Here is a 17076-nt window from a genome sequence, read left to right as displayed (position 1 = left end):
TTCTCGATATGGGCCGCTTGGTGGCAGGGTGTATTTCTGGTCTTGAGCGCTATCGTGCTTGCCGCCACGCCGCGCGACGCCGGACCCAATCGCTTGCCGCAATAAGGGCGTAAGCGCCGCATATCGCGCCGAACGGCTCAATCGGTAGACGATATTTAGGCGACGCGATCGGGCCGTTGATGATCAATATATAAAGAGTCCACAGCAGTAGCAGAATAAGAACGATGTGCACTTCGCGGCGTTCCACAGCTGTTTGGTCAGGCTTGTTCTGAAACAGGCCAAAACCCAATCCCATCAATTGTCCGGCCCGTACTGCCAACAAGGCAATAAACGAAACGATCAAAACCCAGGCATAAGCCGGGTTGTCATTGTAAAACATGAATGCTGACAGTTTATCCAATTTGCTGTTGCCCGGCATGTCGTAAAATCCGGTGCGTGGCAGGTTGCTCACCGGTGGCGAGAGGATCGCCGCTGGCGAAAACAGATTTATCGCGCCGCCGATCAGCCAAGCCTTGACAGTGGCGATCACACCCAACTCGGAGATCGCTCGACGCGCTGTGGCGGTCATCTGGGCTGAGCGCGTGAACGGATTCTCGGACTCCACGCCTCCAATTTCCGAGATTTCCGTTTCGTAACGCCGTTGCATACGCCGCGCGCCCTCCGCGTGCGGCGTGCCGTCCACCGCCTCCAATACCAACGGCGCCACCCATAGTAGGGAAAACGCTCCACCTTGGCTGGTCAATTGCGCAGTGTCGTAACGGCTGAGGTTGCGCGCGAGAATAGGCGCCTGGAGCGCCGCGCAAATGGCCACGAAGGCCAGCACATGAACGATACCTGAGATGCGCAAGCGGCCGAGCCAAGCAGCCGCAAGCGGCAGCAGAATAGCCAGGGCCACCACCGCCGGCAGCAACATGACGCGGGTGGAAACGCCGAGACCCACCGCCAGGCCCAGCAGCAGCGCCCACCGCCAAGCTGGCTCGCGCAGCCATCGCACGGCGGCATAGAGCATGAGGCACACAAAAAAGAAAAACAGTGAATCGGTAAGAATCATCGCACTGACGATGAATTGTGTGGGATTGCACGCGGCAATCAAGCCGGCCGGCAACAGCAAGCGAGGATTGAGGAGCATTGCTGTTCGCGCGATGAAGATACAGGCGAGGGCGTCCAGCGCGCCTTGAGTTAGAGCGGGAAAAAGCGGCGCCGAAATGCCGCTTACCCATTGGTGCAGAGCTAGCCAAATGACATAAAGCGGCATGCGTTCTGTTTCGGGTTCGAAGCCCCTGCCATTGTCGTAGGATCGAACAAAATCCCCTTCGGCAACGAAGTCCCTGCCGAGTCCCAAATAAAGTACGGAATCTTCGGCGAGGAGCGCCTCGCCGCCCATGCCGAGATAAAGCCCAAGCGTGTAGGCAAGGCGGACCACCAGCGCGACAGCGAAAACGAGCCAGAGCGCGCGCGCCGGCGTCATGCCCGCATTGCCCAGGCGTTGATGCTCGCGCCGTCTGCAATGGAGCGGGCTAGCGCCGCCGCATCTTGTGGAAGTTCTGCACCGTTGGGGGAGCGCATCAATCTGTAGCCGGCGCCCCGCAGCAGGTCGGTGAAGGTTTCGAAACTGTTTTCGCCGCCGGAGAAAACATAAGGGGCCAATTCCAGGATGATAGGCGGGTGGAAGCGCCGCAGCGTATCCTGCCCGCCACGCAGGACCTGACATTCATTTCCATCGACATCGAGTTTGATGAAATCGATGCGTTCGATCCCCTCGCGCGCAACATAGGTATCGAGAGTTTCCGCCGCGGCACCGGCGGTCGTCATGTCATGGCCGCCATGCACCGGATGTCCGCCCGGACGGACGCCAAGCGGCCAGCTTGCCGCCACGGCAGCCGGCGGCGAATCCGCGCCTCCGTCGCTCAACAGGATTTGCTGTGCCTTGATGCGTTGCGCGAGGTCGGCGTTGCGCGCGATGTTGGCTTGCAGCTTGGTAAACGCGAATGCCGTCGGCTCGAAGGCATGCACACACCCCCTAGTGCCGACCAGGCGTGCGATGGGCAGGGTGTGGGCGCCTATATTGGCGCCAATATCGAGTGCAACGTCACCGGGCTTCAGGAGATCCCCATATTGCTGCTGCGTGCCGCGCTCGAATCTACCAAGGAGATAAATCGCGAAATCGATGCCCTCGCCAAGATCGAGCCGCCAATTAAGGCCGTCGCGGCGGACCTCGGCAACTTCTCCCGCTCCCAAGCCGCGCCGCACGCCGCTGACCAAGCGCGCGGCGGTGCGGGCTAGTCGAATTTTCTGTTTGGTCGAAAGCATATTTTTAGCGCCGTTCCAGTAAGACAAAAAGGCGGAATGCCATTGCCGGACCCAACAACGCGAGCAGGCAGTCTTCGACAGTGAGCAGGGGGCGGACGAGAACGGCGGGCACCAGGCTCCATCGGCGGTATCCACCGGATAGGGGATAGGCGAACAGGCTTAAATAGCGCACCCTGCGTAGCTGGAAATCGGGAAAGTGATGTTCGAATCTCGCCAGGTGTCGGCGAAAAAGGAGTGTCGGGATCGCTTGATTGGCGTCATAGGGACTGCGTTCCGGGTTTGCTGCGGGGCTGGCAAACGGATCCTGTCTCATATCGACCGGCTCGGGGTGTAGGTAACGGTAAAATAATCCGCTTAGCGGCGTAATGGCGGGCTCTAACATGACGATGCGCCCACCCGGCTTGAGCACGCGTGCTGCTTCGGCAAAGAATTGCGGCGGATTCTCGATATGATGAAGAACGTCCAGCATCACAATATTCTCGAAGCAACCGGTTCTGAAGGGCAGGGCCTGAGCGTCGGCGGCGGCGTCGAGCCAGGGCGCCGTCTGAATATCGGTCAGCACGGCATCGGGAATATGTTCACGCAACTGCCCGCTCCCGGCGCCCAGTTCCAGCGTTGGCCCGGGATTCAACTGTTTGACCATGCGCCGGTAATAATCGCCATAGACAGCGCGCAACCCCGCCTTATTTCGCCATGTTCCGCGATAAGAATCTAACTGCGCCGCCGCCGGCGCGGCGTCGGCCACTAGAAAGCCTTGAGCTTGCGAAAGGCGAATATCACCATGCGCAACAACAAAACCCCATGACGGAAGCGCGATATTTGCGTGCTGCCATAGGTTCTTTCGGCGTAGCGGATGGGAATTTCGATCACTTTCAGGTTCAGCTTAGACGCGCCGAAGATGAGGTCGAAATCGCCAAACGGGTCGAAGTCTCCGAAATAGGCGCGGTTCTTCGCAATGTCGAGATAATGCGCTTTGGTCAAGACCTTGGTGCCGCACAGCGTATCGGTGAAGCGCTGGTTGAGAAGCCAGGAAAAGATCTTGGAGAAGAAAAAGTTAGCGATCAGATTTAGCGGGCGCATCGCGCGCTTCTCCATCGGATAGACCAACCGCGTTCCGTTAATGAATTCTCCCTTGCCGCTAACCAGGGCGTTGTAAAATTTAGGTAGCGCCTCGGGCGGTACAGTCAAATCCGCGTCGAGTATCATGAGAATTTCACCGCGCGCGGCTTCAAAGGCCATATGCACGGCGTTGCCCTTGCCTTCGCCGTCCTGCACAAGCAGTTTGATGTCGCGCTCAGGGTGGTATGCGATGACGCGCTCAATTTCTTCTCGCGTGCCGTCTTTGCTGTGGCCCTCGACGAAGAGGATTTCCATATCGTCGCAAAATTTTGGCAGCCGATTGACAGCGGGCGCTATATTGTCGCGCTCGTTGCGACAGGGAATGACGATGGTCGTAGATGGATTGTCGAGCCCGGCGTGGCGGCGCGAGCGCGCCACAACATAGTGGCGAACGGCGAACCGCCGGATAATTGGCAAGGTCGCCAGCGAACGATTGACGAGCGGCCCAAGGCCGAACAGGCGTCTTGGCAACAGTTGTCGCCAATCCCATTTGATGACGTCGAAATCTGCCAATTCCAACAGCGCCGACACATCCTCCGGCCCCAAACGGTTGAGCGGAATTTGCCGCATCTTGGCGCCGAACAGTTCGGCCAGCGCAATAACCGGCGTCCATAGCCACGAGTAATAAGCAACAATGATCCGCGTTCCGTTTGACGACAAGTCATGCAGCTTGGCCAATGTGGCTTCGACATCCTCCAACAAACCGACCGTGTCAGAGAGAATAATGACGTCGAACGGACCGTCCAGGGCGGCAAGCGTGTCGGGATTCTCGATATCGCCGACCTCGAAGCTGAGATTTGGATGTTGGTCCGCCGGAAAGTTGCGTCGCGCCACATCGATCATCCCAGGGCTAATATCAATGCCGACGCCTACGGATGGTTTAAGATTTTCCAGCAGGTGTCCGGTGCCGCAACCCAAATCCAATACCTTGAGACCCTCCGGCACGAGAAAGCGTGCGAAGCGGCTGTCCTCATTGTGGAAATAGGCGTTTCGGGAGATCCATTTGTCACGGCTGGGCGCGACGCGGTCATAATGTTCGCGAACGCGTTTCGCTCTGGGTGCAGACCCGCTCGTGTCGGATGGTTCGGTGACCAGGCTAAGAGGTTCGGGTTCAGGGTTCATTAGAGGGCGGCCTCGGTGCCTTTTTTATCGCTGATCTGCTGGCGCGAATCGGCGCGCCCATGAACCAGCCATATGACCGCGCCCACCAGGCTCAGCGCCAAAAGCGCTAAACCGAATAGGATGGAGAGCGCCAGCGATTCGCTTGATTCTGCGCCGGTGAAAGCTAGCGCCGCAACCATCGCGTTTTCGCGAACGCCCCAACCGGCCACGGAGATAGGCATGGTGGAGAGCAGCAGAACGACGGGCACCAGGGCCAGGCAGGCAAGCGGCGTAATTTCCATGTCCAGTCCCTGGGCCAAAACATACACCACCAGAACCGCTAGAAGATGCATGAACAGGGACAAGGCCAAAACACTGAGCGCCGGCTTCGGCATCAAGCCGACGCGGCGCGCTTCGCTCGCCACGTCGGCCAGTTTGGAAATCACAGCCACCCGGCGCCATCGCGTGATCAAATGGGGAATGAAGGAAAGCCCGACGATGACGAATATCCCAGCGGCGGCGATGGCGAGCAACAAGACGATGGCCAATCGCTCCCAGGATTCGTCGACATAGGTAAAGGTCAGCGGCAACAACACTGCGATCAGAATCAGAATGCCCAGCAGGCCTGTCAAACGTTCCAGTAAAATACTCGATACCGCCGGCCCGACAGTGACGCCACGGCGCGTCAGCAGCCAAACACGCACCGCATCGCCTCCCACCCCGGCGGGAAGAATTTGGCCAAAGAACTGGCCGATGAGATAGAGGCGAAAGGCCACACCAATACTCAAGGAGATGTTTAGCGCTCGGGCGTAGATATGCCATCGCAGCGCGGCGACCAGAAACAAGAGCGCCACTACCAGAAGCGCAAGAACGCCCCATCCGACGTCGAAGCCAGCCAGATGCTGGCCGCTTTTCTCTAAATCGACCTCGCCCAACAAGTACCAGACCAAAACACCTGTCACGGCGAGTTTCGCCGCGATCAAGAAGAGTCGCCTCATGGGATATTTGGAGCTTGCCGATTTTTCTGCCGAGGACATGAATATTACTTGCTTGCGCGCCGCGCGAAGTCTACTCGGACAAGGACGAGTTGGAAATGGAAACCGGTTTGGAAAACAAATGAGACAATGGTACGTGGTCCATTGCCGGGTCAACTCGGAGCAGCGGGCCGAGGTCAATTTGCAGCGCCAAGACTATGAAGTCTGGTTGCCGATGTACCACAAGACCCGGCGCCATGCGCGCCGAGTGGAGACCGTACTGCGCCCCCTATTCCCACGTTATCTGTTCGTCCGGCTTGACCTTTCGAGCCAACCCTGGCGGCCCATTCTATCGACCTTTGGCGTGCACACCATTGTTGCCGACGGCGACGGCCCGCTCGCTATCGGTGATGATGTTATTGCCGCACTAAGATCACGAGCCGATCCGGAAGGTGTCTTCGAGATCGCGCGAAATGCTCTCAAACCTGGTGATCAGGTGCGTGTCCAGGGCGGGCCGATGGCCGATCTAGAAGGTGTCTTTCAGGCCGAGCTTGATTCGGAGCGCGTCCTGATCCTGTTGAAACTCATGGGGCGCGAGGTGCGGGTTTCGGTCGCCGGCGACGATGTCGAGCCGGTCTGAACCCTCAGAGATTACGCAGCGAGGAAGTCGCGAAACCTCCGCGCCACTTCGGACGGTGCTACCGTCGGCCGGCCCAACGGGCTGAGCGAACCTGGCGCCGTGCGCAGATGAATAAGGCAGGGCTTCGGGCCCGCCAATCCGTCGTTCAACGCAGCGGCGAGCCCAACAAGCGAATCGCACAGATAACTCGTCCGATAGCCGCAGGCTTGCGCGGCGCCGGCAAAGGAGACGCCGGGCGACACGGTGGCCTGGCCGCCAGTCGAATCATGCACGCCGTTATCGAGGATCAGATGCAGCAGATTATCGGGCCCGTACGCGCCGATGGTGGCCAGCGCACCCAATTTCATGAGTGCCGCGCCATCGCCGTCGATGACAATAACCGGCCGCTTCACGTTGAGCGCAACGCCCAATCCCATGGCCCCAGCGCAGCCCATGGAGCCGACTTGATAGAGCTGTTGGTGACGGTCCGCCAGGGTGAATAATTCGCGCCCGGTTTTTCCGGTGGTGGCGATAATGGCGGCGTCGTCCGGCGCTTCGGCCAACAATCGTTGTAGCGCTTGTGCGCGGGCTGGGCGTTCTCCGCCGCTTGAGCGGTCGATCAAATTTCCGCCCGGCGGCGGCGGCGGCGCGGGCTGGTTGAGCGCCTCATCGGCGACTGCGCCTTTCTCCATAATCAGGGCGAAAGGAAGCCCGGTTTCGGCCATGCTGTGCTCCGCCCGCGCCAGGGCTTCGGCCACGCCGGCTTCTTCTTTTGGAAACGGCGCGTGCGGCACTCGCATCACATCGAGCAACTGGGCCGTTACCTGGCCCATCAATTCATGCTGTGGTTCGTCTTTCAGTCCCGGCTGCCCCCGCCAGGTAACGATCAGCAAGGTCGGGATACGGAACGGCCAATTCAAGGAAGTCAGCGGGTTAACTGTATTGCCGAGTCCAGAATTCTGACACATCACAACAGTCTTGCGCCCGGCCAGCCAGCCGCCGGCGGCGATCGCCACCGCTTCGCCCTCGCTTGTCGCGCCGACATAGCGAAGCGCTGGGTCGGAAATTACGCGGTTGATCAGGGGCGTGAGAAAGGAGCAGGGGACACCGGTGTAGAAATCATATCCCAGCGCCCGCGCCGGCTCGAGAAATGCCGCCGCGGAGATCATCTGCCGTCCGCGCCGCGCTGTAGAAATAAGTGCATCACCGCCGGGTCATACCAGATTGCGCGCTTTCGCCAGATCGAAGGCATCGTCAACATCCAGCCAATGTCCCGTCACATAGAGCGTTTCGATGCGTACGCCGCGCGCGATCAGGCGGTTGAGCAGTGTCGGCAGGTCGGCGTCGTCGAGCACCTCTTCGCGCTTCATGGTCGCGAGCTCTTCGCGCGCTGTCAGAGCGCCCGCGGCGCTTAATTTTATCAGGCCGATAAATTCGCCTGCCGGCTCGCCGTTCTCCGCGCTTTTTTCACCGGCCGAACGGACCGCCTCCAGCCATACCGGCTCTTCGTCGAGATAGTCACCGGTAAACGGGCGGCTGCACACTGCGAGATCGACGTTGCGCTCCGCTGCCCGGTGTCCGGCGCCGCGCCAACGGGCGTCGATCACGGCGGTGATATCGCCCGACGAGGCGAGCAAATTCTCCAAAATATATGGCCGGAACAGAATATCGCCGTACGAGAGAACGCAGGCGCCGTCCAGCTGATCTGCAGCGCATTCCAGTGAGGCGGCCTCGCCGTTTGTGGCGAATGCGTCATTGTCGATGACGCGTATATTGGCCAGGTCGATCATCTCCTTGCGGTAGCCCCGCACCACGCTGATGTCGCGCAACCCGCCTGCGGTGAGAGTGGTCACCAGGCGTTTGAGAAGCGGTTGGCCGCGTATGTCGAGCATGCATTTAGGCATCCGTTCGGTGAGCGGCCCGAGCGCCGTGCCACGCGACGCGGCGAGTATGATGCCCTTAAAGTCGCCGCCCTTAGGCTTGAGATAGCGTGCCTCGGCAGCTGCCAATTCATTCTGCCCGACGATCTGGAATATTTCTTTGACGCTGGCGACCTTTCCTTCCACCGACGTCAGGGACTGCTCTTCCATGATGCGTCGGCTGGTGTCGCGCATGGCGCTCAACGCTGCGCGCAAATTGTGATTGGCCCAGATCACCAGCGAGACGGCGGCATCGCGGAACGCGTCGGTCGGCGTGGTGTAATACATTGTCGGGACGATCACCAATGGTGCCCGCCCGGCCCATTCGCGGCTAAACGTAAGAATCTCCTCAGCGTCGGCCTTTTTTGAATGAATCAAGATGCCGTCGGCGCCAGCAGCACGATAGGCCTCGGCGCGACGTAGCGCTTCCTCCATCCCCCAACCTGAAATCAGCGCCTCGACGCGCGCGATCAGCTGAAAATCAGCGTCGTCCTGGCTGTCCTTTCCGGCTTTGATGCGGCCCGCAAATTCGTCGATGTCAGCGAGCGGTTGGCCCTCGCCAATAAACGAGTTGGTCTTGGGAAAGAGCTTGTCCTCGATGCACACGCCGGCGATGCCGCGCTGGCACAACTTCTTCACCAATCGGCGCACATTGTTGAAATTGCCGTGGCCGGTATCGCCATCGACCAAAATCGGAATCTGCGTCGCGTCAGCCATGAATTCGAGCTGTTCGAGCACCTGGGTCCAGGAAGCTTCGTTATTGTCGCGGACGCCGAGGGCTGCCGACATGGCGAGCCCGGAGGCCCATATGCCCTCAAATCCCGCCTCCTCGACCACTTTCGCCGAAAGGCCGTTATGCGCCTCCATGACGAAGGCCAAATCAGCCCTTTGGAGCGCATGCTTGAGCATTTGTGCCTTGGAGCGCGGCGCTTCGTTACCCGCTGCGCCGTCCAATTTTGTCGCCATGACCTGTCTTTACTCCGTTTCGGCCCGCTTGCGAAACGTAACATGCCGAATCCGGTGAGAAAAAGCTCGAGGTTTTCTCAGGCGTTTATTTGGGTCTGGCGTTCAAAGAATGAACAAACTTCTTGATTCGGCGTTCAATTCGTGAACGATAGGCCAATCCTACTTGTTCACACTTTGAACATGACGGACATAAAGATTCCGGCGGTGCTGTTTGGCACACGGTTTATGGAGTCTCGAAGCACAGCCAACCGGGTCGCAGCGTTGCACCCGGAATGGCGGTAGCGTCTAGAAATTCTACATTATATCAATATGTTAATCATCAATCAGCAGAGTCGCCCCGGGGCGCTGCACGCATTGTCGGGTGGGTCCTTCGCATGAGCCGCAAGGCGCGCGAGGACGCCATTGTCCGCGACATTCTGGTCCGCGTTGGCGAATCGGAACATGTAAATCAGCGCACTTTGGCCAAGGAACTGGGCATCGCGCTTGGCATGACCAACAGCTATGTAAAGCGCTGCGTGCGCAAGGGTCTGATCAAGATCAGCGAGATTCCGCCGAATCGCTACGCCTATTACCTAACGCCTCAGGGATTTACCGAAAAAACCCGACTGACCGCCGAGTTTCTTTCTAGTTCGCTGACCTTTTTTCGCCGCGCTCGCGTGCAGTATGGCGACATATACGAGCAATGCACGGCGGCGGGCTGGCGCCATTTGGCGCTGGCGGGCACGGGTGAGTTGGCCGAGATCGCCATTCTTACGGCGCGCGAACATGATGTCGTCTTACTGGGCGTGATCGCCCGCGGCCAACCAGCCGGCAACTGTTTGGGATTGCCCCTAGTCGCCTCGCTCGGCGCGCTCGATCGTCCCGACGCCGTCATTCTCACCGCCCTTAACGGGCAGCAGATGGCGTATGACTCGCTTCTCGAAAGCCTGCCGCCGAACCGCCTGCTGGTGCCGAAGATGCTCAGCGTGGAGCGTGCGTCTGCGGCGTCCTCGCCGGAGACAGTCGAGTGAGCGCCCGGCAATCCACCGTTCTCGTCACCGGCGGCGCTGGTTTTATTGGCTCGGCCGTGCTGCGCCAATTGGTGCGTGAGACAGAACATCTGGTGGTCAACATCGACAAGTTAACCTATGCCGGCAATCTCGAATCGCTCGGCGATGCCGCCGCCGCCAACTACCGCTTCGAACAGGCCGATGTGTGCGACGCCGCGGCGATGGCGCGTCTGTTCGAGACCTATCGGCCCGGCGCAATTGTCCATCTCGCGGCGGAATCCCATGTTGACCGCTCGATCGATGGTCCGGCGCCGTTTATCGAAACAAATATCATCGGCACCTATACACTTCTTGAGGCGGCGCGTAATTATTGCGCGCGCCACGTGGCCGATGCCGACCGCGCGCTTGGCGATGGTGGTTTCCGCTTTCTCCAGATTTCGACCGACGAAGTTTACGGCGCGCTCACGCCAGATGCGCCGCCCTTTAGCGCCGATCAACCCTATCGCCCCAACTCACCCTATGCCGCCAGCAAGGCGGCGGCGGATCATCTGGCGCGGGCCTGGCAGCGCACGTTTGACCTGCCCGTGCTGACCGCCACTTGCAGCAACAATTACGGGCCCTGCCAGTTACCCGAGAAGCTGATTCCGCTATGTATTCTGAACGCCCTTGAAGGCAAGCCTTTAGCCATTTATGGCGACGGCCGGCAAGTGCGTGATTGGCTCTATGTCGAAAATCACGCGCGTGCGCTTCGCCTGGTTTTGAGCGCTGGCACGCCGGGAAGTGTTTACCGCATCGGTGGCGGCGCCGAGCGCACCAATATTGCTGTCGTCGAGGCGGTGTGCGATCTCCTCGATCGCTTTGTGCCGGCCCATGGCACGGCTTCCTACCGCGATCTCATCGCCTCCGTCGAAGATCGGCCCGGCCATGACAGGCGCTACGCCATCGAGATCGACAGTATCGCCGCTGAGCTGGACTGGCGCCCCGCGGAGAGTTTCGAAAGCGGCCTGGAAAAAACCTGCGCTGGTATCTCGACAACGAAGGCTGGTGCAGGCGCGTGCGCGACGACAGCTATCGCGGTGAGCGCCTCGGCCTGATGGAACGGACGAAAGTCGTCGAGCGCGGATGATTCAGATGATTCAAGAGGGCATCATGTTGGCCGGCGGTCGCCACACCCGCCTCGCGCCGACCACGCGGAGTGCCAGCAAGCAGCTGTTGCCGGGCTCTTCCGACGAGGTGATGGGGCTTTATTATTTTGATGGCCGGATGGGTGACAAGCTGTGTAATGCTGCGCTCTCGGCGCGCAGTGAATATAGCCGCAGTCTGTACTCCTTGAGCGATGGCGCGGGCGCTTATCTCTGTGAGGACATACAAGCATCGCCATGCGACGCCGCACCAATAATTAGGTTAGCGCGCGTAACCGCTGTCCCGGCGCTGGCGGCCGCCGGCGATTCGCTCGCGCCACCAATCGACGCACAGGCCGAGGCCATCGCTGAGCGCGGTCGCTGGGCGCCAGCCCGAGAGCGCCGTCAGACGCGCCGCATCGGCGACCAGGGCGCGCACCTCCGACTGCTCGGGGCGAAGACGCGCACTGTCGCTGACCACCGGTTTGTTGGTGCCGGTCATGTCGTTGAGCTGCGCCACCACATCGCCGATCCCGGTTTCGACACCGGTTCCGGCGTTGTAGACCGTGCCGAATTCGGCATCCGCCGCCGCGCCAAGGGCGAGGAAAGCCCGCACGGTGTCGCCGACGAAGGTGAAGTCCCGCGTCGTGCTGAGATCGCCCAGGCGGATTTCAGCGCAGGCCGGATCGAGCATTTGGCGGATCGCGGTCGGGATCACGGCGCGCTCGCTCTGGCGCGGCCCGAATGTGTTGAACGGCCTGAGCGTGACGGCGGGCGTGTCGTGCGACCGGGCAAACGCCTCGACCATTTGGTCGGCGCCGATTTTGCTCGCGGCGTAGGGCGATTGGCCATGCAGCGCGTGGTCTTCACCGATCGGCTTGGTGAGGGCGGAACCATAGACCTCGCTGGTCGAGGTGTGGACGAAGCGCCCCACCGTCCCGGCGCGGGCCGATTCCAGCAGATTGAGCGTGCCGTGGATATTGACATCGACGCAGGATTGCGCGGCCACATAGGAATAGGGAATGCCGATCAGGGCGGCGAGGTGAAAGACGATCTCGCTGCCTTCAGCGAGGGTGCGCATCTGCACGCCGTCACGCACGTCGCCAAGCTCGATGTGCATCTCTGCCCGCGTTTCGTCGGCGATCTCGTCGAGCCAGCCATAGCTGCCGAAAGAATTATAGAGCGCCAGCGCCGTCACCTTGGCACCGCCCCGCACCAACGCCTCGGCCAAATGCGAGCCGATGAATCCGTCGGCGCCTGTGACGAATACGCGCTTGCCGCTGAACTTGTTTTCGAACTCGGCCATGGCCGCGCTCATATCACACCCGCTTCCGATCCGTCCACCAGAGGAATGAAGCGGCGCTGCCCGGACGCCGAGGTGCGATTATGAACGATCTCCCACAAATCGAAGATGCCGCGTTGCGGCAGGTTCTTGAATTTTGGCTTGTGCAGACGGGCCCCGAGCAGTGGTTCAGCCAGGATGATGCCTTGGATGCGGAAATTCGCGTGAAATTTTTGGAGCTGCACAAAAGGGCAGTGGCCGACGAGCTCGCGCATTGGCGGGGAATGCCCGAGGGCTGCCTTGGCGAAATCATTCTGCTCGATCAATTCTCGCGTAATCTTTATCGCAACGATCCGCGCGCCTATGCGGCGGACGATCAGGCGCGCGGGATAATGACCCTTGCTCTCGTGCGAGGATTTGACGAAGGCATGAGCGAGGACGAGCGGCGATTTCTTTATATGCCGTTGCAACACAGCGAAGATGTCGATGATCAAGCGCGCTCGGTCGAACTATTCCGCTCGCTCGAAGATGGCGACACCTTCAAATATACCCTCCGCCACCAGGAAATAATTGATCGCTTCGGCCGCTTCCCGCATCGCAATTCCGATTTGGGGCGCACCAGCACGGCCGAGGAAATCGCATTCCTGCAGGAAGCGGATTCATCTTTCTAAGATGATTTCACGCACTGTCTTTCAACAGCGCCTCGAAGGCGGGCCATGCCACGTCCGGGTGATAGCTGTGCCCGCCCGGGGCTGGAGCGGTTTGCAGATTGTCGTGCGCACCGAGGGCGCGATAGACGGCGCGCGCGGATTCAGCCACCGCCTCTGCCCCGGCATAGGGCCAGATATGGTCGTCTTTGCCGGCAAACAGCACTGCCGGCCGAGGCGCCAGGAGGGCGACGATATCGTCCATTTCAAGCCAATTGAGAATTCCCGGAATAACGTTTTGACCGCTCGGGTCTGCGCGCCAACCAATTGTTTCGCGCAAATAGCCAACGCATCCACCAATCAGACCCGCCGCGATGCGCGCGTCGAGTGCCATGCTGAAGAGCGCCGTCGTCCCGCCCGACGAATTACCCATAATATGCAATTTGGTGAGATCAAGCGTCATTTCGTGCGCGCCGCCCTCCAGCCAATCGATCAAAGCAGAAACATCGCTGGCCCGTTCACCCAAAAGCGTTCTACCCAGCAACAGAGCGTGGTTGGCCGCATCAATACAAGGATCGTTTGCCGGTTTCTCAATATGGCGCTCTCGGCGTTCACCAAAGCAGGCCTGCTCAATGGCCACAGCCATGTAGCCACGTTGTGCCGATTGCAAGGCATTAGGTGCGCCACGCGCAATGCGCTCCGGATCTGCCGGCATGCGAACGCCGCCCCAACTGAGATGAATTCCGGAATTCGTTCCCTGCAAGCAGATCATTACTGGTAACGGCCCATCTAGGGACGGGTTGAAAATCAGATGGACAGGAATGTCACGCATTTCGCCAGTACGGAGATAGCAGCTTTTACGGATGAGATTGCTCGCCTCCATCCGTTCTGTTTGCTTATACCGAGCCTCCAGAGCTTGTGTGGCTCTAGAATAGCCGCTCAACTCAGCCAATTTGGCGCGCGCCAAATTTTGCCATTCATTTCCGCTTTTGCTGCCGCTGTTGCGCCAAGACAAGAGCAATGGAGCGGAGTCATAGTCATGCCGGTGCTGCCTGCTTGGGCTCAAATTGATATCGCTGGGAGGCGAGGGATAGGGGTCCGAGTACACGCCCAGAGCGCGAGCAAGCCGTCGTCTGGCGGCAAGCGTCAAAGCGTGCAGGCGTGCTTGCGTTATCATGTTATCGATACTTTTCCAGTAGGTTATGTACACACGAATCCACTATATGCGTTCGAATGCCGTCAAGGCGATTTTGCGAGCCATGTGCAGTTTGGGCCCAACGTTATTGTTATGTTTCTGACAAGCGTGACACGTCTAGAATGCAACGGGTCAAAATTATTGTTGTGCCTGCTCTAGGCGTAATTTTTCCAATCACTCTTATGTTTCCCATCAAAGACATCGACTTTCTTCTCTGTGGTCCCGACTTGCCAATTCGCGATGTTTTGGCTCGGATTAATGCGTCATCAGTGCATCTTTTTCAGCTCGTTGTTGACGAAGAACGCAATTTGCTCGGTACAATAACTGATGGTGATGTGCGCCGTGCAATTTTATGCGGTGTTACGCTGAACGATCCGGCGCGTAAATGTATGTACCATACGCCCAGAACCGGGCGGCCCGGCGATGACACGGGCAACCTACCTCTACTGCGAGAAGCAAAGTTTTTGCCGATTTTGGACGATGATGGGCGATTGCTTGAAATACTTGCAATTGAAAAACCCAGTGACGTTTTTGCCAATGCGCTGGTCATGGCGGGAGGCTACGGCCGGCGCCTTGGCGCCCGAACAAAAGACGTACCCAAGCCGCTACTGCGTGTCGGCCGGCGTCCGATTCTTGACCGTATTCTTGAGCAGCTGGAAGATGCGGGGTGTAAAAATATCTATATTGCGGTGCATTTCCTTGCTGAAAAAATTGAGAATTTTGTTGAACAACGCCAGAATCGGGCGTGTATTCATTTTATTCGGGAGAAAGAGCCGCTCGGAACGGCCGGCGCGCTTGGACTGCTCCCGCTTTCGATCAGAGACGAGATTGTACTTGTCAACGGTGACGTCGTGACGCGTGTTGATTATCGAGCCTTACGGGAGTTCCACCTAACACGTGACCTTGACGCGACGATCGGCGTTTCGCGATATGACTTGCGCATACCCTATGGTGTGGTGAGTCATGACGATCAGGGATTATTCCAGGGCATTCGGGAAAAGCCGACATTGAGCCAGTTCGTCGCGGCGGGCATGTACTATCTCGGCGCGCCGTTTCTCGCCCAGGTGCCGCAAGGCCGGGCCATCGACATGCCCGACATGCTCGACCTCGGTCACCGGGCCGGCCTGCGGATTGGCGTGTTTCCCGTTCACGAATACTGGATCGACGTGGGCCGGCCGGATGATCTGGAGGCTGCCGAGTCGGACCATGCCGGTCACGACGCCCGCGCCAGGGACGAGGCGCCGATCGCTGTGCCGGTTCCCGTGCGAAAGGGCCGCTGAGGCATGGTCAAGCCCGAGATCCCCATCGAGGTCGATCCCGAGACCGGCATCTGGTCGACGGACGGCCTGCCGATGATCTACATGCCGCGGCATTTTTTCGTGAACAATCATCTCGCGGTGGAAGCCGCGCTTGGCGAGGAGGTTTATTCCCGCCAGCTCTACGATGCGGGTCATAAATCGGCCTGGGTGTGGTGCGAAAAGGAGGCCGCGACTCACGGCCTCGAGGGCCTCGAGGTCTTTCATCACTATATGCGGCGGATTTCCCAGCGGGGCTGGGGCCGATTCACCGTGGTTTCCGTGGACGGCGAAAGCGGAGCCGCAGACGTCCGTCTCGACCATTCGGTGTTTGTCGAACATTGCGGTACCGATGCGGGGCGCAAGCTTTGCTACATGTATGCGGGCTGGTTTGCCGGTTCGCTCGAATGGGTCGTCCAGACGACGGGCCGCCGCTTCACGCTGACCTCGCACGAGGCTCTGTGCCGGGCCGACGGCGCCGAACACTGCCTGTTCGCGGTCCGCCCGGCGTGACCGGTCGGGCGCCCTGAACCCGTGATGAACCGCGATTCCCGCGAAGACAGCATCGTGCTCGATCTGCTCGAGCGGATCGACGACTCGGACGCCGTGAGCCAGCGGCGCCTGGCCAACGATCTGGGGATCGCGCTCGGCCTGACCAACGCCTATATCAAGCGCTGCATCAACAAGGGATTGATCAAGGTTTCGCAGGCCCCGGCGCGGCGCTACAAGTATTACCTCACGCCCCACGGCTTTGCCGAAAAGAGCCGGCTCACCGCCCAGTTTTTCAGTGATTCCTTTACCGCCTTCCGCCGCTGGCGGCAGAGCTACGACCGCTTGTTCGCCGAGCTTGAAGCGCGGGGTGTCAAGACGGCCGGGCTGTGCGGCCGGGGCGAACTCGTCGAGATCGCCGTGCTGTGCAGCCTGAATTCTTCGGTCGAGGTGGTGGGGATCTGGAACCCCTCCGGCCATCAGTCCTCGGTGCGGGGCGTTCCCGTTATCGAACTTGACGGCGTGGTTGATCCGGATTGCTGGATCCTCGCGGAGAACGATTCCGCGCGGGCGGCCTATGACCGGCTGCTCGCCACTGTTCCGGCGGCGCGCGTTGCGGTGCCGCACTCGCTCCGTCGCCAAATCGAGAACGCTCCAGCGGAGCAGGGTTCGTGAGTGCCGTTCCGGGCATTCCGCTCTCGGTACCCGATCTTCGGGGCAACGAAGCGGCCTATCTGGCACGCTGCGTCGCCGATAACTGGGTCTCGTCCGCCGGCCCCTTCGTGGTCGAGATGGAAGCCCAACTCGCCCGGCTGACCGGGCGCGCCCATGGCGTGGCCATGGTCAACGGCACGGCGGCGCTTCATCTCGCGCTCGTCGCGGCAGGCATCGGTGCCGGTGACCGCGTGATCGTGCCCGATTGGACCTTCGGGGCGAGCGCCAACGCCGTCTATCATGCCGGCGCGGAGCCCTACTTCGTCGACGTCACGGCCGAGAGCTGGACCCTCGACCGAACCCTCGTGGCCCGGGTGCTCGCGGATCCCGAGGCCC

16 protein-coding genes and 1 pseudogene are annotated in these 17076 nt (G+C 59.9%); 8 read left to right on the top strand and 9 right to left on the bottom strand.

Annotated elements, in window-relative coordinates; translation table 11 throughout:
- Nucleotides 1-49: 49 nt before the first annotated feature.
- From O3A94_16030 to O3A94_16010, 5 genes are read right to left on the bottom strand one after another with little or no spacing between them, the layout of a single operon-like run.
- Nucleotides 50-1468 carry a glycosyltransferase family 39 protein gene (locus tag O3A94_16030; protein MDA1357762.1) on the bottom strand — a complete coding sequence of 473 codons (1419 nt, stop codon included), beginning with the start codon at nt 1466-1468 and terminating at the stop codon, nt 50-52.
- On the bottom strand, nt 1465-2310 hold the full coding sequence (locus O3A94_16025; protein MDA1357761.1) for an FkbM family methyltransferase: 846 nt from the start codon (nt 2308-2310) through the stop codon (nt 1465-1467). Before O3A94_16025 ends, O3A94_16030 begins: the two co-directional genes overlap by 4 nt.
- 4 nt (nt 2311-2314) lie before the next feature.
- Nucleotides 2315-3055: a class I SAM-dependent methyltransferase gene (locus O3A94_16020; GenBank protein ID MDA1357760.1), complete on the bottom strand. Its 741-nt coding sequence runs from the start codon at nt 3053-3055 to the stop codon at nt 2315-2317.
- Nucleotides 3055-4551, bottom strand: a complete 1497-nt coding sequence (locus tag O3A94_16015) for a glycosyltransferase (protein ID MDA1357759.1) — start codon at nt 4549-4551, stop codon at nt 3055-3057. The genes O3A94_16020 and O3A94_16015 overlap by 1 nt, the downstream gene beginning before the upstream one ends.
- Nucleotides 4551-5513, bottom strand: a complete 963-nt coding sequence (locus tag O3A94_16010) for a lysylphosphatidylglycerol synthase transmembrane domain-containing protein (GenBank protein ID MDA1357758.1) — start codon at nt 5511-5513, stop codon at nt 4551-4553. Before O3A94_16010 ends, O3A94_16015 begins: the two co-directional genes overlap by 1 nt.
- A 133-nt stretch (nt 5514-5646) precedes the next feature.
- Here O3A94_16010 and O3A94_16005 point away from each other — a divergent pair, with 133 nt between their 5' ends.
- Nucleotides 5647-6144 carry a transcriptional activator RfaH gene (locus O3A94_16005; protein ID MDA1357757.1) on the top strand — a complete coding sequence of 166 codons (498 nt, stop codon included), beginning with the start codon at nt 5647-5649 and terminating at the stop codon, nt 6142-6144.
- Nucleotides 6145-6155: 11 nt separating this feature from the next.
- Here O3A94_16005 and aepY read toward each other — a convergent pair whose 3' ends face one another.
- Together aepY and aepX are read right to left on the bottom strand one after the other, a co-directional pair.
- The gene (gene aepY, locus O3A94_16000; protein ID MDA1357756.1) at nt 6156-7292 is read right to left on the bottom strand and encodes a phosphonopyruvate decarboxylase; all 1137 of its coding nucleotides are present in this window, start codon (nt 7290-7292) and stop codon (nt 6156-6158) included.
- A 45-nt stretch (nt 7293-7337) separates the two neighbouring features.
- Complete coding sequence (gene aepX, locus O3A94_15995) at nt 7338-9008, bottom strand: phosphoenolpyruvate mutase (GenBank protein ID MDA1357755.1); 1671 nt, start codon at nt 9006-9008, stop codon at nt 7338-7340.
- Between the two features lie 374 nt (nt 9009-9382).
- On the opposite strand from aepX, the gene O3A94_15990 reads away from it, so the two are divergent.
- The gene (locus O3A94_15990) at nt 9383-10018 is read left to right on the top strand and encodes a winged helix-turn-helix transcriptional regulator (protein MDA1357754.1); all 636 of its coding nucleotides are present in this window, start codon (nt 9383-9385) and stop codon (nt 10016-10018) included.
- Nucleotides 10015-11123: pseudogene (gene rfbB, locus O3A94_15985) on the top strand (dTDP-glucose 4,6-dehydratase). The gene O3A94_15990 and the pseudogene rfbB overlap by 4 nt, the downstream one beginning before the upstream one ends.
- A 278-nt stretch (nt 11124-11401) precedes the next feature.
- Here the strand turns inward: rfbB and O3A94_15980 are convergent.
- Nucleotides 11402-12436 (bottom strand): SDR family NAD(P)-dependent oxidoreductase, encoded by a 1035-nt coding sequence (locus tag O3A94_15980; GenBank protein ID MDA1357753.1) that lies wholly within the window; start codon nt 12434-12436, stop codon nt 11402-11404.
- Between the two features lie 68 nt (nt 12437-12504).
- Here O3A94_15980 and O3A94_15975 point away from each other — a divergent pair, with 68 nt between their 5' ends.
- Nucleotides 12505-13071: a DUF924 domain-containing protein gene (locus O3A94_15975; GenBank protein MDA1357752.1), complete on the top strand. Its 567-nt coding sequence runs from the start codon at nt 12505-12507 to the stop codon at nt 13069-13071.
- A gap of 7 nt (nt 13072-13078) precedes the next feature.
- Here the strand turns inward: O3A94_15975 and O3A94_15970 are convergent, their stop codons facing one another.
- Complete coding sequence (locus O3A94_15970) at nt 13079-14224, bottom strand: hypothetical protein (GenBank protein ID MDA1357751.1); 1146 nt, start codon at nt 14222-14224, stop codon at nt 13079-13081.
- A 140-nt stretch (nt 14225-14364) separates the two neighbouring features.
- Between O3A94_15970 and O3A94_15965 the strand changes: the two genes are divergently transcribed.
- The 4 genes from O3A94_15965 to O3A94_15950 form a co-directional block, all read left to right on the top strand.
- Nucleotides 14365-15522 carry a sugar phosphate nucleotidyltransferase gene (locus tag O3A94_15965; GenBank protein MDA1357750.1) on the top strand — a complete coding sequence of 386 codons (1158 nt, stop codon included), beginning with the start codon at nt 14365-14367 and terminating at the stop codon, nt 15520-15522.
- Nucleotides 15523-15525: 3 nt separating this feature from the next.
- Nucleotides 15526-16050: a DUF5943 domain-containing protein gene (locus tag O3A94_15960; protein ID MDA1357749.1), complete on the top strand. Its 525-nt coding sequence runs from the start codon at nt 15526-15528 to the stop codon at nt 16048-16050.
- Nucleotides 16051-16074: 24 nt separating this feature from the next.
- Nucleotides 16075-16701, top strand: coding sequence for a winged helix-turn-helix transcriptional regulator (locus tag O3A94_15955; GenBank protein MDA1357748.1), 627 nt, complete (start codon nt 16075-16077; stop codon nt 16699-16701).
- Nucleotides 16698-17076: aminotransferase class I/II-fold pyridoxal phosphate-dependent enzyme (locus O3A94_15950; GenBank protein ID MDA1357747.1), on the top strand; the 379-nt coding region annotated here is incomplete at its 3' end. The genes O3A94_15955 and O3A94_15950, both read left to right, overlap by 4 nt.

The organism is Pseudomonadota bacterium (assembly GCA_027624955.1).
Lineage (GTDB): Bacteria > Pseudomonadota > Alphaproteobacteria > UBA828 > UBA828 > PTKB01.
Note: the sequence above shows the minus strand (reverse complement) of the source record. Positions and strands in the feature narration are given on the sequence as shown.